This window comes from Pseudomonas sp. GW821-FHT03E01 (assembly GCF_059420765.1).
This window is the reverse complement of record NZ_JBWKUI010000001.1, coordinates 631,592-649,982: the sequence shown is the minus strand read 5'-3', so window position 1 is coordinate 649,982 and position 18,391 is coordinate 631,592. Positions and strand designations below refer to the sequence as shown.

Here is an 18,391-nt window from a genome sequence, read left to right as displayed (position 1 = left end):
GGGTCAAGCGACGGCTACGACGTCGAGAATCCGCTGGACCACCCGGTCCTGGTCGATGCCAGCGGCTTCGGCTTCAAAGGAAAGAATGATGCGGTGACGCAACACATCGAACAGCACCGCCTGAATGTCTTCGGGGCTGACGAAGTCGCGACCGGCCAGCCAGGCATGCGCCCGGGCGCAACGGTCGAGGGCGATGGAGCCGCGTGGACTGGCGCCGTAGGCGATCCATTCGGCCATTTCCGGGTCGAACTTGGCCGGGATCCGGGTGGCCATGACCAGTTGCACCAGGTATTCCTCCACGGCGTCGGCCATGTACAACCCGAGGATTTCCTTGCGCGCGGCGAAGATCGCCTGCTGGCTGACCCGGCGTTCAGGTTTGGTTTCGCCGTGCAGTGCTTCGCCACGGGCCTGTTGCAGAATCCGTCGTTCGACGGTGGCGTCGGGGAAGCCGATTTTCACGTGCATCAGGAACCGGTCGAGCTGGGCTTCGGGCAACGGGTAGGTGCCTTCCTGCTCGATGGGGTTTTGCGTGGCCATGACCAGAAACAGCGGCGACAGCTCGTAGGTGCTGCGCCCGACGCTGACCTGGCGTTCGCCCATGGCTTCGAGCAGGGCCGACTGGACCTTGGCCGGGGCACGGTTGATTTCGTCCGCCAGCACCAGGTTATGGAAGATCGGGCCTTGCTGGAACACGAAGCTGCCGGTTTCCGGGCGATAGATTTCCGTGCCGGTGATGTCGGCCGGCAGCAGGTCGGGGGTGAACTGGATGCGATGGAACTGTGCTTCGATGCCTTCGGCGAGTTCTTTGATGGCCTTGGTCTTGGCCAGCCCCGGGGCGCCCTCGACCAGCATGTGACCGTCGGCGAGCAAGGCGATGAGCAAGCGCTCGATGAGTTTTTCCTGGCCGAGAATCTGCGTTGAAAGAAAGGTTCGCAGCGCGAGCAGCGCTTCACGATGTTCCATCGATGACTGTTCCTGGAAAGGGTGACCGAAGACGTTCGAATAACGCCAGGGCTGGGGGCGTTACTTTAATCCATCGCGGGGGGCGCCGACTAACGGCATTTTGTAGAAATGTGCGGATTAACGCTCGTTCCCACGCTCTGCGTGGGAATGCATCACCGGACGCTCTGCGTCCCGCTTTAAAATCGTGACGCAGAGCGTCACAGGCTGCATCCCCACGCAGAGCGTGGGAACGATCACTAAACCGCCATCAGATTTCGCTGATGTAAGTACCAATCCCATTGAGGATGTTCTGCAAGGTTTCTTCCACCTCAGCCAGATCGCTGGCATCGGTACTGTGCAGGATTTCCAGCGAATCATTGCCACCCAGCGCATCGGCGTCCACGGCGGCGATTTCGATCAGCAGACGGTCAGGGCTGAGGGTGACTTTCACGCCATCCAGGGCCGAAGGCTTGTCGTGGAAGATGATCTCCAGCTCGTCCTCGTCCGGAAAGCGGCTCATCAGGAACATTTCGCCCTCGGCACTGGTGCAGCAGAGCATGGCCAGATTGTCTTCTTCGTCATCGCACGGGTTGACGATCAAGAGATCGGTTGTGATTTGCATGGGGGAAATCCTGGCTCGGCGAGCGTTGTGAACACAACAAACGGCAATTCTGCCAGCCCTGGGGAATTTCTGCTTGGCTGAGTGTCAGAGGATGTGTTGTGAACATCCGATGCGTCTCGAGTCATTTCTGGTACGAAGGTGCCGTAAATCCGGGCATAAAACGCCCGTTTTCCTGCACGGCTGCTAGTGTTGTTCGAGGCGCATGCCACGAGTTACGTGCCGATGACCGAATATGTCGCAGCGCTGCAAGCACGGCCCTTGCCGCACTGGTTAAGCTGCGCAACGGATGAGCACCCGTAAAGGCATTGACGATGGCTGCGATGGTAGCCCCGCCAGTCGTTTTTGCAGATGCCCATTCAATGGAAGGTGAATGTGACCTGAGTGTCTCGTCCAGCTTCACCCAACTGTCGTCCTGTTTCCTCTGCCCGAGAATCAGGAACAGGGTGACGGATTGCCCCGAAAGGGGTTTGCACGCGACGCTTCCATCAATAACAAGCCCAAGCGGAGTACCACAGATGGCGTTCTTCACCGCAGCCAGCAAAGCCGACTTCCAGCACCAACTGCAAGCGGCACTGGCGCAGCACATCAGTGAACAGGCACTGCCACAAGTGGCGCTGTTCGCCGAACAATTTTTCGGCATCATTTCCCTCGACGAGCTGACCCAACGTCGGTTGTCCGACCTCGCCGGTTGCACCCTTTCTGCATGGCGCCTGCTTGAGCGCTTCGATCACGCTCAATCGCAAGTGCGTGTCTACAACCCCGATTACGAACGCCACGGCTGGCAGTCGACCCACACCGCGGTCGAAGTGCTGCACCACGATCTGCCATTCCTGGTGGATTCGGTGCGTACCGAGCTGAACCGTCGCGGCTACAGCATTCATACCCTGCAAACCACTGTGCTGAGCGTGCGTCGCGGCAGCAAGGGTGAGCTGTTGGAAATCCTGCCGAAAGGCACCCAGGGTGAAGGCATTCTGCAAGAATCGCTGATGTACCTGGAAATCGACCGTTGCGCCAACACGGCCGAATTGAATGTCCTGACCAAAGAGCTGGAGCAGGTTCTCGGTGAAGTCCGCGTTGCGGTCGCCGATTTCGAACCGATGAAAGCCAAGGTCCAGGAGCTGATCGAAGGCATCGACAATAGCCAGTTCGCCATCGACGCCGAAGAAAAATCCGAAATCAAGAGCTTCCTGGAATGGTTGGTGGGCAACCACTTCACCTTCCTGGGCTACGAAGAGTTCGTGGTGGGCGAGGATCAGAACGGCGGTCACATCGACTATGACCAGAGCTCGTTCCTCGGCCTGACCAAGCTGCTGCGCGCCGGCCTGACCGTCGATGACCTGCGCATCGAAGACTACGCCGTCAACTATCTGCGTGAACCGACGCCGCTGTCGTTCGCCAAGGCGGCACACCCAAGCCGTGTCCACCGTCCGGCCTACCCGGACTACGTGTCGATCCGCCAGATCGATGCCAACGGCAAGGTCGTCAAGGAATGCCGCTTCATGGGCCTGTACACCTCGTCGGTGTATGGCGAAAGCGTGCGGGTCATTCCTTACATCCGTCGCAAGGTCGAGATCATCGAGCAGCGCTCGGGCTTCCAGGCCAAGGCTCACTTGGGCAAGGAACTGGCCCAGGTACTTGAAGTGTTGCCTCGCGATGACCTGTTCCAGACGCCGGTGGATGAGTTGTTCGCCACCGTGATGTCGATCGTGCAGATCCAGGAACGCAACAAGATCCGTGTATTCCTGCGCAAAGACCCGTACGGTCGTTTCTGCTACTGCCTGGCCTATGTGCCGCGTGACATCTACTCCACCGAAGTGCGCCAGAAGATCCAGCAAGTGCTGATGGATCGTCTGAAAGCCTCTGACTGCGAGTTCTGGACCTTCTTCTCCGAATCCGTGCTGGCCCGTGTGCAGCTGATTCTGCGGGTCGACCCGAAGAACCGTCTGGACATCGACCCGGTTCTGCTGGAAAAAGAAGTGGTGCAGGCCTGCCGCAGCTGGCAGGACGACTACGCCAGCCTGGTGGTCGAGAGCTTCGGCGAAGCCCAGGGCACCAACGTGCTGGCCGACTTCCCGAAAGGCTTCCCGGCTGGTTACCGCGAGCGCTTCGCCGCCCACTCGGCTGTGGTCGACATGCAGCACCTGCTGAGCCTGAGCGAAAAGAATCCGCTGGTGATGAGCTTCTATCAGCCGCTGGGTCAGGTATCGGGCCAACGTGAGCTGCACTGCAAGCTGTATCACGCCGACACGCCGCTGGCGTTGTCTGATGTGTTGCCGATCCTGGAAAACCTCGGCCTGCGCGTACTGGGTGAATTCCCGTATCGCCTGCGCCACAACAGCGGTCGCGAGTTCTGGATTCACGACTTTGCGTTCACGGCTGCCGAAGGCCTGGAACTCGACATCCAGCAACTCAACGACACCTTGCAGGACGCCTTCGTCCACATCGTGCGTGGCGATGCCGAGAACGATGCGTTCAACCGTCTGGTACTGACCGCAGGCCTGCCATGGCGCGACGTGGCGCTGCTGCGCGCCTATGCCCGTTACATGAAGCAGATCCGTCTGGGCTTCGACCTGGGTTACATCGCCAGCACCCTGAACAACCACACCGACATCGCTCGCGAGTTGACCCGGTTGTTCAAAACCCGTTTCTACCTGGCGCGCAAGCTGGCCAGTGACGACCTGGAAGACAAGCAACAACGCCTGGAACACGCGATTCTGAGCGCACTGGACGATGTTCAGGTGCTCAACGAAGACCGCATCCTGCGTCGTTACCTGGACCTGATCAAGGCGACCCTGCGGACCAACTTCTACCAGACCGATGCTCACGGTCAGAACAAGTCCTACTTCAGCTTCAAGTTCAACCCGCACCAGATTCCAGAGCTGCCGAAGCCGGTTCCGAAGTTCGAAATCTTCGTTTACTCGCCGCGCGTCGAAGGCGTGCACCTGCGCTTCGGCAACGTGGCTCGCGGCGGTCTGCGCTGGTCCGACCGTGAAGAAGACTTCCGCACCGAAGTCCTGGGCCTGGTAAAAGCCCAGCAAGTGAAGAACTCGGTCATCGTGCCGGTGGGTGCGAAGGGTGGCTTCCTGCCGCGTCGCCTGCCACTGGGCGGCAGCCGTGACGAGATCGCGGCCGAGGGCATCGCCTGCTACCGCATCTTCATCTCGGGCCTGTTGGACATCACCGACAACCTGAAAGACGGTGCGCTGGTACCACCGGCCAACGTCGTGCGCCATGACGACGATGACCCGTACCTGGTGGTGGCGGCGGACAAGGGCACTGCGACCTTCTCCGACATCGCCAACGGTATCGCCATCGACTACGGCTTCTGGCTCGGCGACGCGTTCGCATCTGGCGGTTCCGCCGGTTACGACCACAAGAAAATGGGTATCACCGCCAAGGGCGCGTGGGTCGGCGTACAACGCCACTTCCGCGAACGCGGTATCAACGTCCAGGAAGACAGCATCACCGTGGTAGGCGTCGGCGACATGGCCGGTGACGTGTTCGGTAACGGCTTGCTGATGTCCGACAAGCTGCAACTGGTCGCAGCCTTCAACCACCTGCACATCTTCATCGACCCGAACCCGGAGCCTGCCAGCAGCTTCGCCGAGCGTCAGCGCCTGTTCGACCTGCCGCGTTCGGCCTGGTCGGATTACGACACCAGCATCATGTCCGAAGGCGGCGGTATCTTCTCCCGTAGCGCGAAGAGCATTGCCATCTCCGAGCAGATGAAAGAGCGCTTCGACATTCAGGCCGACAAGCTGACCCCGACCGAACTGCTCAATGCCTTGCTCAAGGCACCGGTAGACCTGTTGTGGAATGGCGGTATCGGCACGTACGTCAAAGCCAGCAGCGAAAGCCACGCCGATGTCGGCGACAAGGCCAACGATGCACTGCGCGTGAACGGTAACGAACTGCGCTGCAAGGTTGTGGGCGAGGGCGGTAACCTGGGCATGACCCAACTGGGTCGCGTCGAGTTCGGCCTCAATGGCGGCGGTTCCAACACCGACTTCATTGACAACGCCGGTGGCGTGGACTGCTCCGACCACGAAGTGAACATCAAGATCCTGCTGAACGAAGTGGTTCAGGCCGGCGACATGACCGACAAGCAACGTAACCAGTTGCTGGCGAGCATGACCGACGAAGTCGGTGGCCTGGTGTTGGGCAACAACTACAAGCAGACCCAGGCACTGTCCCTGGCGGCCCGTCGTGCCTTGCCGCGGATCGCTGAATACAAGCGCCTGATGAACGATCTGGAAGCCCGTGGCAAGCTGGATCGCGCCATCGAGTTCCTGCCGTCGGAAGACGCGATCAACGAGCGCGTCGCGGCAGGCCATGGCCTGACCCGTGCCGAGCTGTCGGTGCTGATCTCCTACAGCAAGATCGACCTCAAGGAGCAGTTGCTGGGCTCCCTGGTGCCGGACGACGACTACCTGACCCGCGACATGGAAACCGCTTTCCCGCCGACGCTGGTCAGCAAGTTCTCTGTCGCCATGCGCCGTCACCGCCTGAAGCGCGAAATCGTCAGCACCCAGATCGCCAACGATCTGGTCAACCACATGGGCATCACCTTCGTTCAACGGCTCAAAGAGTCGACCGGCATGAGCCCGGCGAACGTGGCCGGTGCGTATGTGATCGTGCGTGACATTTTCCACCTCCCGCACTGGTTCCGTCAGATCGAAGCCCTGGATTATCAGGTCTCGGCCGACGTACAACTGGAGCTGATGGACGAGCTGATGCGTCTGGGCCGTCGCGCTACGCGCTGGTTCCTGCGTGCCCGCCGCAACGAGCAGAACGCCGCCCGTGACGTCGCGCATTTCGGTCCGCACCTGAAGGAGTTGGGCCTCAAGCTTGACGAACTGCTCAGTGGCGAGATTCGCGACACCTGGCAGGCTCGCTATCAGGCGTACGTCGAAGCCGGTGTGCCGGAGTTGCTGGCACGCATGGTGGCTGGCACCACGCACCTGTACACCCTGCTGCCGATCATCGAAGCCTCCGACGTGACCGGCCAGGATCCAGCAGATGTGGCCAAGGCCTACTTCGCCGTGGGCAGTGCGCTGGACATCACCTGGTACCTGCAACAGATCAGCGCCCTGCCGGTTGAAAACAACTGGCAAGCCCTGGCCCGTGAAGCGTTCCGCGATGACGTCGACTGGCAACAACGTGCGATCACCATCTCGGTCCTGCAACAGGGCGACGGCACCCAGGACGTGGAAACACGCCTGGAGCTGTGGATGGAGCAGAACGAAGGCATGATCGAACGCTGGCGCGCCATGCTGGTGGAAATCCGTGCCGCCAGTGGCACTGATTACGCCATGTACGCGGTGGCCAACCGTGAATTGCTGGATGTCGCGTTGAGCGGTCAAACGGTAGTACCTGCCGTTATCACCGCTACTGCGGGTGCCGAGCTGGAACCGGCTGCCTGATTGAGCGTTGAATGAAAAAGCCCCGTCTCGAGAGAGACGGGGCTTTTTTTTGCCTGACGGTTTTTTGGGGGGCTGGTCGGGCCTCTTCGCCTCAGCGATCAGTTCTGCAAAGGAATCAACACTTTCTCATCCGGGGCCAACACCATGAACACCAACAGCTTGGCGGGTTGGGTGGCGCTGGCATTTTTCGAGACCAGATGTTCCGAACCGGCCGGCTCATACCAGAATTCGCCAGCCTTGTAGGTAATCGCTTTTTCGCCTTTGACTTGAGAGGTGATCTCCCCTGACAGCACGTAGGCCATGGCCGTACCCTGGTGTTTATGGGCAATGGAAGATTGGCCCGGCTGGTAATCGACTTCGATCATCAAGGCTTTTTTGCCGGGGGCGTTTTTCAGCATCTGGTCTTGCAGGATGGTGACACTTTCCGAAGGGGCGGCGGTTTTGTCGGCGAATGCCGAGGCTGAAACGCTCAGGGCCAGGGCGGTGAGAGAGGCGGCAAAAAAACGAAGTGCATTCATGGTTGATTACCTGTGGTGGTGAGTCGTCAGGGACCACGGTAAGCCGCGCCGTCGGGCAATCAAACGGCCAATTTTCCGGAAGGTGAGGGGACCAATCACTGATGTTACGTTCCCTGTAGCAGCTGTCGAGCCTGCGAGGCTGCGTTCGGCTGCGAAGCAGTCGTCAAATCAGAACTCGCGGTGCGTCAGACAGATCGCGTCAGCTGGACTCACGACTGCTTCGCAGCCGAACGCAGCCTCGCAGGCTCGACAGCTGCTACGGGGCTGCGATCTTTTGATCTTGTTTTAGACGATAGGAAAGCTGTTGAAGTCGACGGCATTGGCCAGTCGGCTGTCGATCAGGCCGATAAAGCCTTGCACTTCGGGGCGATTGAAATGCGCTTGCATGGCCGCTTCCGATTGCCAGCGGGCGCTGACCGTCCAGCGGGTGTCGTCTTCGGGGCAGCGGTCGACCATATAGCCGTCACAGCCCGGAAGTTCGCGCAGGGTGTCGACAATCTTTTGCAGTTGTTTGCCCAGTTCGTCCGAGCGACCGGCGGCAGCTCGTATCTTTACAGTGTTGAACACTTGGTTGGACATTACTCACACTCCTGAATCAGGCCGGACGAATCCTGCTCATTGAGGGATAACGCCCATGCAGGATAGGCCTGCCCCCTTGGGCCGCCAATAGCCAATCACCGGATAAAACCGCAGACCAATCCCTCAACCAACCTGCTGCAAAATGTCCCGCAAACGGTCCAGGGCGATGTCGATGTCCAGGGTTTCGATCGCCCCGAATCCCAGGAAAAGCCCGGCCCGTGGCGTTTGCTGGTAAAAAAAGTCGTCCAGGGTATAGAGCCCCACTTCGACTTTTTTCGCGAGCTCGATCACCAATGGAATATCGACCGGCACCTTGCACAGTACCGCCATGTGAAACCCGGCCGTGGTCGGCACCGCTTCGAACCATGGCGAAAGGTCGCCCGCCATCCTCGCCAGGATCCGTTCGCGGCGCCCGGCGTAAATCGTGTGGCAACGCCGGATGTGCTTGAGCAGACAGCCTTCGGCGATGAACTTGGCCAGCGCCCATTGGGGCAGGGTGGAGGTGTGCCGGTCGGTGAGTTGCTTGGCGCTGATCACCGCTTCGAGAATCGCCGGCGGCAAAATCGCATACCCCAGCCGCAACTCCGGCAACAGGGTCTTCGAGAAGGTGCCGACGTAGGCGACGATGCCGCGTTCATCCAGGCTTTGCAGCGAGTCGGTGGGCCGTCCTTCATAGCGGAACTCGCTGTCGTAATCGTCCTCGATGATGATCGCCCCCAGTTCGTGGGCCCGCTCCAGCAGCGCCAGCCGACGCTCGTGGCTCATGGGCATGCCCAAGGGGAACTGGTGCGAGGGGGTGACATAAATCAGCCGCGTGCCGTCGGGAATGTGCTCGACCTGGATGCCTTGCGCATCGACCGGCACGCCGACCACCGTTGCGCCATGAGTCCCGAACAACAGGCGCGCAGGAGGGTAACCGGGGTCCTCCATGGCCACGAGGCTGCCCGGTTGGGTCAACACCCGGGAAATCAGGTCCAGCGCTTGCTGCGCGCCATTGCACACCACAACGTCTTCGTCCCGACAATTGACCCCGCGGGAAAATGCGATGTGCTGTGCGATTGCATTGCGCAGCGCCGGCAGGCCTTCGGGCTGGCTGTAGAAACCCTTGGAGCCGGCGATCTGGCGCAAGGCATGGGAGGTACAACGGCGCCAGTCGTCCTGCGGAAATTGGCCCTTGCTGGTTGCACCACCGATAAAGTCGTAGCGCAGCGAGCCTTCCAGCGTCGGGTGGCGCAAGAACGTCGGCAACTTGCGCCAGCTCTCGATGACATCGAAGCTGGCCAATTCCGAATGGCTCTGTTTACGGACGACTTTTGCCGCCCGGGCATTGACGTAGGTGCCTTTGCCGATCACCCCGGTGAGGAAGTTTTCGTAGGTCAGTTGCGCATACGTGTCGGAAATGGTCTTGCGCGAAATCCCCAGTTGTTCGGCCAGCAAACGGCTGGGCGGCAGCTGCGTGCCGGCTGCCAGGCGCCCGGATTCAATGGCGCTGCGCAGTTGCCGGTACAGCTGGCCTGCCAGATCCTTGCGGCCGTTGATGACAACGTGAAGTTCCATACCGGCGGGGCTCCTGGGCGATTGTGAGGCGACTGTGCGTCGCGCCAGATTACCTGCATGAGTGACTGCACAGAAGTTGTGTGGGTGAAAAACCGGCGATTGGTCTTCTGTCGGGCGGTCCATGGCTTTTTCGCTGAATTGGCTCTGTAACGCTCGTGCATCAGCGCCTAACGTGGAGATACCGATTCGCGCCACGAGGCCGCCGCCATGACCGTTCGCCTGGATTACTACAGCGCATCGCCCAAGGCGATGAAAGCCATGATCGCCATGGAGGCCTTGACCCGTGATCTGAGCATCGAACCGGCGTTGCTGAACCTGATCAAGATCCGCGCCTCGCAGCTCAATGGCTGCGCCTTCTGCACCGACATGCACTCGGTGGACGCGCGCCGCTTCGGCGAGACCGATCGGCGGCTGTATGCGATCGTGGTCTGGCGCGACAGTGGCTTCTTCAGCCCTCGGGAGCGGGCGGCCCTGGCCTGGACCGAAGCGGTGACCCTGCTCGCGCAAAGCCATGTGCCGGACGATGTTTATGCACTGGCCCGGGAGCAGTTCGGTGAAGGGGAATTGGTCGACCTGACGATGGCCATCAGCGCCATCAACAGCTGGAATCGCCTGGCGGTGAGTTTTCGGCAACCCCCCGGCGGTTGATTATTGGTTTGGTTTTTGCCCGCTTGTCACATCAGGTTCATGAACGATCAGCAGGATGAAACGCTCAAGGACAGATCGACAGGGAGTCATCAATGTCATTCATGGAATCCGCCGGGCGTCAGGGCGTGGCCGAGTACCATTCGCCCGTAGAACACAGTAACGCCTTACACTCACGGATAGCCGGAATCGATCCGGTGTTGCTGCAGTCTTTCAGGGTCAGCGCCCGCTGTGGCTGTTTCATGCAGGCGGCCCGCAGTCTCAATATCAAGTCGACCCAGTTGCGTAAACAATTGGCGCAACTTGAAACACAACTGCAGCGCTCGTTGTTCTGCCATTCGGGCAATGGCTTTGCCCTCAGTCGTGACGGGTTGCAGCTTCAGGCGCAGTTGATGGCCTTGGCCCGTGAACGCGACTTGCCGGTGATTGAACAGCCCTTGATTCGCCTGGCCGTGGCCGAGTCGATCCTGCACGACATCCTCGGTCGCGACCTGGTCTCGCTGCTGCGGCGCAACACCAGTGTGCGCCTGGACATCATTTCCCTCGACAGCGAGTTGTCCCTGCGGGCGATCAGCGCCGATGTGGTGGTGTGGCTGACAGGCACGGATTCGCCGTTACCAGGCCCCAGTTTTGCCATCACCGAGCCCCAGCGCCTGGCACGGCTGGACTATCTGCCGCACATTGCCAAACGTTACTCGCGGGTCGCGGCCCGCCCGGACAGCCTGGGTGACCTGGCCGACTTCATGCTGGTGCAATGGCAACACGACCGCCAGGTCGGCGCCTTCGGGCCGTGGAACAGTCTGGTGGAGCAGCGTCTGGCGGGAGTGGTGCAGTTGCATTCCTATGAGCTGATGCTGGAGATGATCCGCTGCAGCGCCTGCATCGGTTTGCTGCCGCACTACATGAGCCGATTCGATCGAGGGCTGCTGGCGTTGCCCGGGCTGTTCAACCAACCGATGCAGCGCCAGGTGTGGATGGCGGTCAATGCCGATTCCCGAAATGAGGCCGAGGTGCAGGGCATCGTCGAGCTGATCCGCAACACCTTCAACGAGCGGCGGGAGTGGTTCGAGCAGCTTGACTGAGCTTCTGGCAGAACACCTTTGTGGCGTTATAGAGTAGGCGGCCATGTACGCATCAAGGACGAAACACTCATGCCCGCCGACTCCGTCATTACCCTCGAACGCTTCAACGAATCCCACATCGAGGGCGTCACCGCCCTCTACAACGACCCGGCTGTGGCCCGTCAGGTGCTGCAGATGCCGTTTCAGTCCACCGAGGTCTGGCGCCAACGCCTGATGGCCGACAACGAACGGGCGGTGAAACTGGTGGCGCTGCACCAGGGAACGGTCATCGGCAACATCGGTCTGGAACAGTTTTCGCGAGTTCGCCGCAGCCACGCCGGCAGCTTCGGCATGGGTGTCGCCGTGGCTTGGCAAGGCAAGGGTGTCGGTTCGAAGCTGCTGGCGGCGGCGCTCGATGTCGCCGACAACTGGATGAACCTGCAACGGGTCGAACTCTCGGTGTACGCCGACAACGAAGCGGCCATCGGCCTGTACCGAAAATTCGGCTTCGAGACCGAAGGCCTGTTCCGCGACTATGCCGTGCGTGACGGTCGCTTGGTCGATACCCTGAGCATGGCGCGCTTGCGTCGCACGCCCAAGGAAGGTTGAGTCAGTCGCCCAACGCAAACGCCACCGCCGCCTGCGCATGCAGTTCGGTGGTGTCGAACAAGGGCAGGGCGCTGTGTTCGGGTTTGATCAGCAGGCCGATCTCGGTGCAGCCGAGGATGATCGCCTGGGCGCCGCGTTCGGTCAGCGCTTCGATCACCCGTTGATAGACCTGGCGCGACGCCTCGCTGATGACCCCGACGCACAACTCGTCATAGATGATCCGATGCACCGCCTGTCGCTCTTCAGCCTCCGGCACCAGCACCGTCAGGCCCTCGGCCGTCAGACGTGCCTTGAGAAAGTCCTGCTCCATGGTGAATGCAGTACCGAGCAGGCCTACCCGCAGCGCCCCGGCGTCCAGTGCCGCCTGAGCGGCAGGGTCGGCAATGTGCAGGAACGGAACATCAATCGCAGACTGAATCTGCCCGGCCACCTTGTGCATGGTGTTGGTACACAGCACCACGCAGTCGGCGCCGCCAGCCTCCAGGCGTTGCGCGGCATCCACCAGAATCGCCGCCGCATCGTCCCAGCGCCCGGCATGTTGGGCCTGTTCGACAGGGCCGAAGTCGACGCTGTACATTAGCAATTTCGCCGAACGCAACGGCCCGAGGCGGTCGCGTACCTGCTGGTTGATAAGACGGTAATACTCGGCGCTGGACTCCCAGCTCATGCCGCCGATAAGGCCGATGGTGCGCATGTCATGCTCCTGTGAATGGCAAACCCTTGCGAGAGAGTGTCCAGTGGATCCTTGTTCCGATCTATCAGGAAATTTCACATGCCCGGTGTGCTGAGCGAGAACCTGTTGGGCGGCAGACTCTGCCTGCAACTCTTGCCCCGTGCGCCGTACAGCGCGCGGGATCCGGCGCAGTCACAAACCCTCGGAGTGACGCTGGAACGTCAGCAGGGCGTGCATGCGATCGATTCTGACCGGCGGACGGATTTCGATACCTGGCCGGGCGTATTGGCGTACACGCCGGTCGGCGTGGAGGTGTTTTCCGAATCGGCCAGCGGTGGCGAGTATCTGTTGATGCGGCTGGATGAGCCGTTCGCCAGCGAACTGTTACCGGCCGCCACTCACCGCATGCAATCTTGCGGCAATCGGCGTGCGCTGACCCTGGCGCGAGATATGCGGCGTCAGTTGCTCGCCACGCAACCTGACCTGCTGGCGCTTGAGCATTGTGCCGTGGAGCTGGTTGGCGTCGCGGGTTCGATAACCGATACAACGCAGCGTGCCACGCCCAAGGCCTTTGCCCGAGTCATGGAACAGATCGTCGAGCAGTTCCAGAATCCCCTGACGCTGGAACAATTGGCTGCCACTTATGGGCACAACGAACTGCGCTTTCTGCGCGATTTCACCCAGGCTATTGGCCTGACGCCTCACGCCTACCTCATTGAAGTGCGGCTTCAGGCCGCACGCAGGCTGATCGAGCGCACGGCTCTGCCCTTGGCCAGCATCGCTCTGGATGTCGGCTTCGCCCATCAGTCCCACATGGGCAGTGCCTTTCGCAAATACCTGGCCATGACCCCCAGCCAGTACCGCTCGCGCTTTTAGTCGTACGCCGGCAGCGCGCATCTGCCATGCTCAAAGTCCGCAGCACCGCTTCAACCAAAGGAACACCGCAATGGACGACGTACAGCAACTGGGCGAGATGCTTCGCCACTACGCAGAAAGCGAAGCGCACAAGAAGCAACTGTTTGAAGCGCAATCGGCCGTGTGGGCGACGCGCATCGGGGAGTTGTTCGATCAGATCCAGCAGTGGCTGGCACCGGTCCTGGCACCGAACCTGCTGGAAGTGAGCCGCGAGGCGTATGTCGCATCCGGGCCGAGTGTGCCGGTGGAGACGTCGACGTTCAAGACCGAGAAACTGAGCGTCGTTATCGCCGGCAAACCGGTGGAGTTTGTGCCGGACGTGATGGGCGTTGGTGGGCAGATTTCCCTTGCCGTGATGGGGTTGACCGCGGCGCGCTATGGCAGTATTTCGCTGGTGTGCCTGCCACCGTCCAGCGCCTGGCAATGGCGCAAGACCAACGGCCTGAAAGACCCGGACACGTTTGCCTTCGATGCAAACTTTTTGGCGCAGCAACTGCAGAGCCTGATTCCCCGCGAGCGCAACTAATGCCTGTGTGGCGAGGGGGCTTGTCGGACCGCCGTACCGCCCCGTTCGAGTGCGCAGCGCTCGCAGGTCTTGGGTCCGCTGCGCGGCCCAACTGGGGCAAGCCCCCTCGCCACAAGCCCGCTCCCCCAGTGAATTGGGTGTACCTCAGATTTCGAGGTTGCCCCAGCCAGGTTTCAACTCTTGCGGCGCTACCGCTTTCACTCTCTTGCCGGTAGCCAACTCCACCCGCCGCGCCACCTCGGGGTCATCGGCAAACGGAATCAGGCTGGCATCGTCCAGGCTCTCGGTCGTCTGGTGTTTCAAGCAGTATTCGATCGCCAGCCAAAGCCCCAGCACGCCCAATAGATTCAATGCCATTTCGATCATGTCAGGCTCCTTACCTCAGGCATACTGCGCTTCAAGTTCGGCCATCTTCACATCCGCAACCCGCACCGTACGCCACACGTTATACGCCATCAGCAGCATGCCGCTGAGGAAGAACACCCCGCCGACAAACCGCACGATGAAGCCCGGATGACTGGCCTGCAACGCCTCGACGAACGAGTAGGTCAGCGTGCCGTCGTCGTTGATTGCGCGCCACATCAAGCCCTGGGTGATGCCGTTGACCCACATCGAGGCGATGTACAGCACGGTGCCGATGGTCGCCAGCCAGAAGTGCAGGTTAATCAGCGGCACGCTGTGCATTTGCGTGCGGCCGAAGACTTTCGGAACCATGTGATAGATGGCGCCGAAGGTGATCATCGCCACCCAACCGAGGGCGCCGGCGTGCACGTGGCCGATGGTCCAGTCGGTGTAGTGGGAGAGGGCATTGACCGTCTTGATCGCCATCATCGGCCCTTCGAAAGTCGACATGCCGTAGAAGGCCAGGGACAGCACGAGGAAGCGCAGGATCGGGTCGGTACGCAACTTATGCCAGGCCCCCGACAGCGTCATCATGCCGTTGATCATACCGCCCCAGCTCGGCGCCAGCAGAATCAGCGACATCGCCATGCCCAGGGACTGCGCCCAGTCCGGCAGTGCGGTGTAGTGCAGGTGGTGGGGACCGGCCCAGATATACAGGGTGATCAGCGCCCAGAAGTGCACGATCGACAAGCGATAGGAATACACCGGCCGACCCACCTGTTTCGGCACGAAGTAATACATCATCCCGAGGAACCCGGTGGTGAGGAAAAAGCCCACCGCGTTGTGCCCGTACCACCACTGCACCATGGCGTCGGTGGCCCCGGAGTACACCGGATACGACTTGAACCAGTCCACCGGAATCGACAGGTGATTGACCACGTGCAGCATGGCGATCACCACGATGAACGCGCCGAAGAACCAGTTGCCGACGTAGATATGCTTGGTCTTGCGGCGCACCACGGTGGTGAAGAACACGATGGCATAGGCGAGCCAGACCACCGTCATCCACACCGCGCCGGAGAACTCGATCTCGGCGTATTCCTTGGTGGTCGTGTAGCCCAGCGGCAGGCTGATCAGCATCACCACGATCACCGATTGCCAGCCCCAGAAGGTGAATGCAGCGAGTTTGTCCGAGAACAGCCGCACCTGGCAGGTGCGCTGCACGGCGTAGTAACTGGCGGCGAATTGCGCGCTGCCGGCAAAGCCGAAAATCACCAGGCTGGTGTGCAGCGGACGCAAGCGGCCGAAGGTGGTCCACGGCAGGTCGAGGTTCATCTCGGGCCATACCAGTTGCGAGGCGATCCATACCCCCATCGCCATCCCGACGACGCCCCATACCACGGTTGCCACGACGAATTGGCGGACGACCTTGTAGTTATAGGCCAGTCCGATTGTTGCTGTGCTCATGGTCAGTTCTTCCACGGTTGCAAAGTCTTGCCAGGCCACCCGGTCTGGCATGCGATGAACTGTAGAAACCCTGCCGGAAACAAAACAGTCTCAGGAAACTTTCATTTATACGGATCAGATGTGGGGCATGCCTGCGGCCATCAGTCGCGTCCTGATACGGTTTTTTAGTGTTTAGCTGAATCTGTAACGTGCTGTGCCGCAGGTTCATAGTCGCTACCTCGAGAGCGAGCCGCAGAGCCCGATCAATCCTGATGAGGTAGCCACATGTATCAATACGATGACTATGACCGGGCCCTGGTGTTCGAGCGTGTTGCGCAGTTTCGCGATCAGGTCGAACGTTTCATGGCCGGCGAATTGAGCGAAGAAGAGTTCCTGCCCCTGCGTTTGCAGAATGGCCTGTATATGCAAAAACACGCCTACATGCTGCGCGTGGCGATTCCTTACGGCACCCTGAGCGCCAGGCAAATGCGCACTCTGGCGAGCATTGCCCGGGACTACGATCGTGGTTACGGCCACTTCACCACCCGGCAAAACATGCAGTTCAACTGGATCGAACTGGCCCAGGTCCCGGACATCCTCGAACGCCTGGCCCAAGTGGAAATGCACGCGATCCAGACCTCCGGCAACTGCGTGCGCAACATCACCACCGAAGCCTTCGCCGGCGTCGCGGCGGACGAGCTGATGGACCCGCGTCCGCTGGCGGAGATCCTGCGGCAATGGTCGACCATCAACCCGGAATTCCTGTTCCTGCCGCGCAAGTTCAAGATCGCCATCTGTTCGGCGAAACAGGACCGCGCGGCGATCATGATGCATGACATCGGTCTTTATCTTTATTGCGACGACAGCGGGCAAATGCTCTTGCGGGTGATCGTTGGCGGCGGGTTGGGGCGTACGCCGATTCTCGGTCTGCAGATTCGCGAAGGCTTGCCGTGGCAGCATTTGCTGTCTTATGTCGAGGCGGTGCTGCGGGTCTACAACCGCCACGGACGGCGCGATAACAAGTACAAGGCGCGGATCAAGATTCTGGTCAAGGCCCTGGGGATCGAAGCGTTCGCCAAGGAAGTGGAGGAGGAGTGGCAACACCTCAAGGACGGCCCGGCGCAGTTGACCGACGTCGAGTATGAGCGTGTCGCCAGTGCCTTTGTGCCACCCGATTACCGTTCACTGGCCGGCACCGACCTGGACTTCGGCACGTGCCTGGCCGAGCACCCGGCGTTCGCCCGTTGGGTGGCGCGCAACGTTCAGCCGCACAAGGTGCCGGGTTACGCCAGCGTGGTGCTGTCGACCAAGCCGGGTATCGCCGCGCCGCCGGGGGATGTCACGGCCGAACAAATGGAAGCGGTGGCGCTATGGTCCGAGCAGTTCGGTTTCGGCGAAATCCGCATCGCCCATGAACAGAACATCGTCCTGCCGGACGTGCCCAAGGCAGACCTTTACGCGCTGTGGTGCCTGGCCTGCGAGCAAGGCCTGGGGAGTGCCAACATCGGCTTGCTGACTGACATCATCGCTTGCCCCGGCGGCGACTTCTGCGCCCTGGCCAACGCCAAGTCGATCCCCATCGCGCAAGCGATTCAGGCGCGTTTCGACGATTTGGATTACCTGCATGACCTGGGCGACATCAGCCTGAACATCTCCGGCTGTATGAACGCCTGCGGCCATCACCACATCGGCAACATCGGCATCCTTGGCGTCGACAAGAACGGCAGCGAGTGGTACCAGATCACCCTCGGCGGCGCCCAGGGCAAGGACAGCGCGTTGGGCAAGGTCATCGGCCCGTCCTTCAGTGCCGCCGAAGTGCCCGATGTGATTGAACGGATCATCGGCACATTCGTGCGCTACCGCGAGAGCGAAGAACTGTTCGTCGATACCCTGGCGCGCATCGGTCTGGAGCCATTCAAGGAACGGGTTTATCCAAAGGTGCTGGAGGTGTCGGCATGAACAATCTGCTGCGTTTGCGAGAGGGCGGTGCCGAGTGGGTGCGCGATGACCCGTGGCAGTTGATTCGTGAAACGACCGGTGAACCGCCGGCCGGGCCGCTGATCCTGCCGTTACCCCAGTGGCTGGCCCTTAACGCCGACACCACAACCGCGCTCGAAGGTGTCTGGCTCGGTCCTGACGACGAAGTGACAAATCTGATTCCGTGGTTCCCCGACCTGCCGCTGATTGCCCTGGACTTCCCGAGTTTTCGCGACGGACGTGCCTACAGCCAGGCCTATCTGTTGCGCACGCGATTCGGATGGCAAGGCGAATTGCGCGCGATTGGCGATGTGCTGCGCGATCAACTCAGCCACATGCGCCAATGCGGTTTCGACAGCTTTGCCGTGCGTGAAGACAAGTCTGCCGAAGATGCGCTGAAGGGACTGGCGGGGATGAGCGTGTTGTATGGGCGTTCGGTGATCGAGCCGCGGCCGTTGTTTCGGCGGCGGTAGGGCATCGAGATCTTTTGCTTGGGCCGATGATGGCATTTTGATAGAGTCCGCGTCTCATAAGGAGTTGGTGAAGAAAGGAGTCT

The 18,391-nt window shown here is 60.7% G+C and carries 17 protein-coding genes; 8 read left to right on the top strand and 9 right to left on the bottom strand.

Going from position 1 to position 18,391, the window contains the following annotated elements; translation table 11 throughout:
• Positions 1 to 3: 3 nt before the first annotated feature.
• The 3 genes from AC07VO_RS02880 to AC07VO_RS02870 all read right to left on the bottom strand — a co-directional run bounded on the left by AC07VO_RS02880 (position 4) and on the right by AC07VO_RS02870 (position 2,105).
• Entirely contained in the window at positions 4 to 963 is a 960-nt protein-coding gene (locus tag AC07VO_RS02880) for an AAA family ATPase (RefSeq protein WP_007941298.1), read from the bottom strand.
• Between the two features lie 247 nt (positions 964 to 1,210).
• The gene (locus tag AC07VO_RS02875) at positions 1,211 to 1,564 is read right to left on the bottom strand and encodes a hypothetical protein (protein ID WP_086946140.1); all 354 of its coding nucleotides are present in this window, start codon (positions 1,562 to 1,564) and stop codon (positions 1,211 to 1,213) included.
• A gap of 121 nt (positions 1,565 to 1,685) precedes the next feature.
• Positions 1,686 to 2,105, bottom strand: a complete 420-nt coding sequence (locus tag AC07VO_RS02870; RefSeq protein WP_140393602.1) for a hypothetical protein — start codon at positions 2,103 to 2,105, stop codon at positions 1,686 to 1,688.
• Between AC07VO_RS02870 and AC07VO_RS02865 the strand changes: the two genes are divergently transcribed.
• A complete protein-coding gene (locus AC07VO_RS02865) occupies positions 2,080 to 6,987 on the top strand; it encodes an NAD-glutamate dehydrogenase (protein ID WP_192350706.1) in 4,908 nt (1,635 codons plus the stop codon). The two genes, AC07VO_RS02870 and AC07VO_RS02865, sit on opposite strands and share 26 nt — an antisense overlap.
• 98 nt (positions 6,988 to 7,085) lie before the next feature.
• On the opposite strand, the gene AC07VO_RS02860 is transcribed toward AC07VO_RS02865, so the two are convergent.
• From AC07VO_RS02860 to pdxR, 3 genes are all read right to left on the bottom strand, one after another.
• Positions 7,086 to 7,505 carry a cupin domain-containing protein gene (locus AC07VO_RS02860; RefSeq protein ID WP_192350704.1) on the bottom strand — a complete coding sequence of 140 codons (420 nt, stop codon included), beginning with the start codon at positions 7,503 to 7,505 and terminating at the stop codon, positions 7,086 to 7,088.
• Between the two features lie 285 nt (positions 7,506 to 7,790).
• Positions 7,791 to 8,084 carry a putative quinol monooxygenase gene (locus AC07VO_RS02855; RefSeq protein WP_018926158.1) on the bottom strand — a complete coding sequence of 98 codons (294 nt, stop codon included), beginning with the start codon at positions 8,082 to 8,084 and terminating at the stop codon, positions 7,791 to 7,793.
• A gap of 123 nt (positions 8,085 to 8,207) precedes the next feature.
• Positions 8,208 to 9,641: a MocR-like pyridoxine biosynthesis transcription factor PdxR gene (gene pdxR, locus AC07VO_RS02850; RefSeq protein WP_018926157.1), complete on the bottom strand. Its 1,434-nt coding sequence runs from the start codon at positions 9,639 to 9,641 to the stop codon at positions 8,208 to 8,210.
• 207 nt (positions 9,642 to 9,848) lie between these two features.
• Here pdxR and AC07VO_RS02845 point away from each other — a divergent pair, with 207 nt between their 5' ends.
• The 3 genes from AC07VO_RS02845 (at position 9,849) to AC07VO_RS02835 (ending at position 11,956) form a co-directional block, all read left to right on the top strand.
• Complete coding sequence (locus AC07VO_RS02845) at positions 9,849 to 10,289, top strand: carboxymuconolactone decarboxylase family protein (protein ID WP_192350702.1); 441 nt, start codon at positions 9,849 to 9,851, stop codon at positions 10,287 to 10,289.
• A gap of 92 nt (positions 10,290 to 10,381) precedes the next feature.
• Positions 10,382 to 11,368, top strand: coding sequence for a LysR family transcriptional regulator (locus tag AC07VO_RS02840; RefSeq protein ID WP_192350700.1), 987 nt, complete (start codon positions 10,382 to 10,384; stop codon positions 11,366 to 11,368).
• Between the two features lie 69 nt (positions 11,369 to 11,437).
• Positions 11,438 to 11,956 carry a GNAT family N-acetyltransferase gene (locus tag AC07VO_RS02835; RefSeq protein ID WP_018926154.1) on the top strand — a complete coding sequence of 173 codons (519 nt, stop codon included), beginning with the start codon at positions 11,438 to 11,440 and terminating at the stop codon, positions 11,954 to 11,956.
• Position 11,957: 1 nt separating this feature from the next.
• Here the strand turns inward: AC07VO_RS02835 and AC07VO_RS02830 are convergent, their stop codons facing one another.
• On the bottom strand, positions 11,958 to 12,650 hold the full coding sequence (locus AC07VO_RS02830; protein WP_192350698.1) for an aspartate/glutamate racemase family protein: 693 nt from the start codon (positions 12,648 to 12,650) through the stop codon (positions 11,958 to 11,960).
• Positions 12,651 to 12,728: 78 nt separating this feature from the next.
• Between AC07VO_RS02830 and AC07VO_RS02825 the strand changes: the two genes are divergently transcribed.
• Together AC07VO_RS02825 and AC07VO_RS02820 are read left to right on the top strand one after the other, a co-directional pair.
• Positions 12,729 to 13,505, top strand: a complete 777-nt coding sequence (locus AC07VO_RS02825) for a helix-turn-helix domain-containing protein (protein WP_192350696.1) — start codon at positions 12,729 to 12,731, stop codon at positions 13,503 to 13,505.
• Between the two features lie 70 nt (positions 13,506 to 13,575).
• Entirely contained in the window at positions 13,576 to 14,070 is a 495-nt protein-coding gene (locus tag AC07VO_RS02820; protein ID WP_064618184.1) for a hypothetical protein, read from the top strand.
• A gap of 144 nt (positions 14,071 to 14,214) precedes the next feature.
• On the opposite strand, the gene AC07VO_RS02815 is transcribed toward AC07VO_RS02820, so the two are convergent.
• Positions 14,215 to 14,436 (bottom strand): cbb3-type cytochrome c oxidase subunit 3, encoded by a 222-nt coding sequence (locus tag AC07VO_RS02815; RefSeq protein WP_192350694.1) that lies wholly within the window; start codon positions 14,434 to 14,436, stop codon positions 14,215 to 14,217.
• A gap of 15 nt (positions 14,437 to 14,451) precedes the next feature.
• A complete protein-coding gene (ccoN, locus tag AC07VO_RS02810) occupies positions 14,452 to 15,879 on the bottom strand; it encodes a cytochrome-c oxidase, cbb3-type subunit I (RefSeq protein WP_026286424.1) in 1,428 nt (475 codons plus the stop codon).
• A 264-nt stretch (positions 15,880 to 16,143) separates the two neighbouring features.
• On the opposite strand from ccoN, the gene AC07VO_RS02805 reads away from it, so the two are divergent.
• Complete coding sequence (locus tag AC07VO_RS02805) at positions 16,144 to 17,817, top strand: nitrite/sulfite reductase (RefSeq protein WP_192350692.1); 1,674 nt, start codon at positions 16,144 to 16,146, stop codon at positions 17,815 to 17,817.
• On the top strand, positions 17,814 to 18,308 hold the full coding sequence (locus tag AC07VO_RS02800; RefSeq protein ID WP_018926147.1) for a DUF934 domain-containing protein: 495 nt from the start codon (positions 17,814 to 17,816) through the stop codon (positions 18,306 to 18,308). Before AC07VO_RS02805 ends, AC07VO_RS02800 begins: the two co-directional genes overlap by 4 nt.
• The last annotated feature ends 83 nt before the right edge of the window (positions 18,309 to 18,391 follow it).

What these genes read in the sequence shown, in the direction of transcription:
- AC07VO_RS02835 (WP_018926154.1), top strand. Translation starts at nt 11,438, where the DNA reads ATGCCCGCCGACTCCGTCATTACCCTCGAACGCTTCAACGAATCCCAC.
- ccoN (WP_026286424.1), bottom strand. Translation starts at nt 15,879, where the DNA reads ATGAGCACAGCAACAATCGGACTGGCCTATAACTACAAGGTCGTCCGC.
- AC07VO_RS02865 (WP_192350706.1), top strand. Translation starts at nt 2,080, where the DNA reads ATGGCGTTCTTCACCGCAGCCAGCAAAGCCGACTTCCAGCACCAACTG.
- AC07VO_RS02855 (WP_018926158.1), bottom strand. Translation starts at nt 8,084, where the DNA reads ATGTCCAACCAAGTGTTCAACACTGTAAAGATACGAGCTGCCGCCGGT.
- AC07VO_RS02880 (WP_007941298.1), bottom strand. Translation starts at nt 963, where the DNA reads ATGGAACATCGTGAAGCGCTGCTCGCGCTGCGAACCTTTCTTTCAACG.
- AC07VO_RS02825 (WP_192350696.1), top strand. Translation starts at nt 12,729, where the DNA reads ATGCCCGGTGTGCTGAGCGAGAACCTGTTGGGCGGCAGACTCTGCCTG.
- AC07VO_RS02875 (WP_086946140.1), bottom strand. Translation starts at nt 1,564, where the DNA reads ATGCAAATCACAACCGATCTCTTGATCGTCAACCCGTGCGATGACGAA.
- AC07VO_RS02845 (WP_192350702.1), top strand. Translation starts at nt 9,849, where the DNA reads ATGACCGTTCGCCTGGATTACTACAGCGCATCGCCCAAGGCGATGAAA.
- AC07VO_RS02820 (WP_064618184.1), top strand. Translation starts at nt 13,576, where the DNA reads ATGGACGACGTACAGCAACTGGGCGAGATGCTTCGCCACTACGCAGAA.
- AC07VO_RS02805 (WP_192350692.1), top strand. Translation starts at nt 16,144, where the DNA reads ATGTATCAATACGATGACTATGACCGGGCCCTGGTGTTCGAGCGTGTT.
- AC07VO_RS02860 (WP_192350704.1), bottom strand. Translation starts at nt 7,505, where the DNA reads ATGAATGCACTTCGTTTTTTTGCCGCCTCTCTCACCGCCCTGGCCCTG.
- AC07VO_RS02815 (WP_192350694.1), bottom strand. Translation starts at nt 14,436, where the DNA reads ATGATCGAAATGGCATTGAATCTATTGGGCGTGCTGGGGCTTTGGCTG.
- AC07VO_RS02840 (WP_192350700.1), top strand. Translation starts at nt 10,382, where the DNA reads ATGTCATTCATGGAATCCGCCGGGCGTCAGGGCGTGGCCGAGTACCAT.
- AC07VO_RS02800 (WP_018926147.1), top strand. Translation starts at nt 17,814, where the DNA reads ATGAACAATCTGCTGCGTTTGCGAGAGGGCGGTGCCGAGTGGGTGCGC.
- pdxR (WP_018926157.1), bottom strand. Translation starts at nt 9,641, where the DNA reads ATGGAACTTCACGTTGTCATCAACGGCCGCAAGGATCTGGCAGGCCAG.
- AC07VO_RS02830 (WP_192350698.1), bottom strand. Translation starts at nt 12,650, where the DNA reads ATGCGCACCATCGGCCTTATCGGCGGCATGAGCTGGGAGTCCAGCGCC.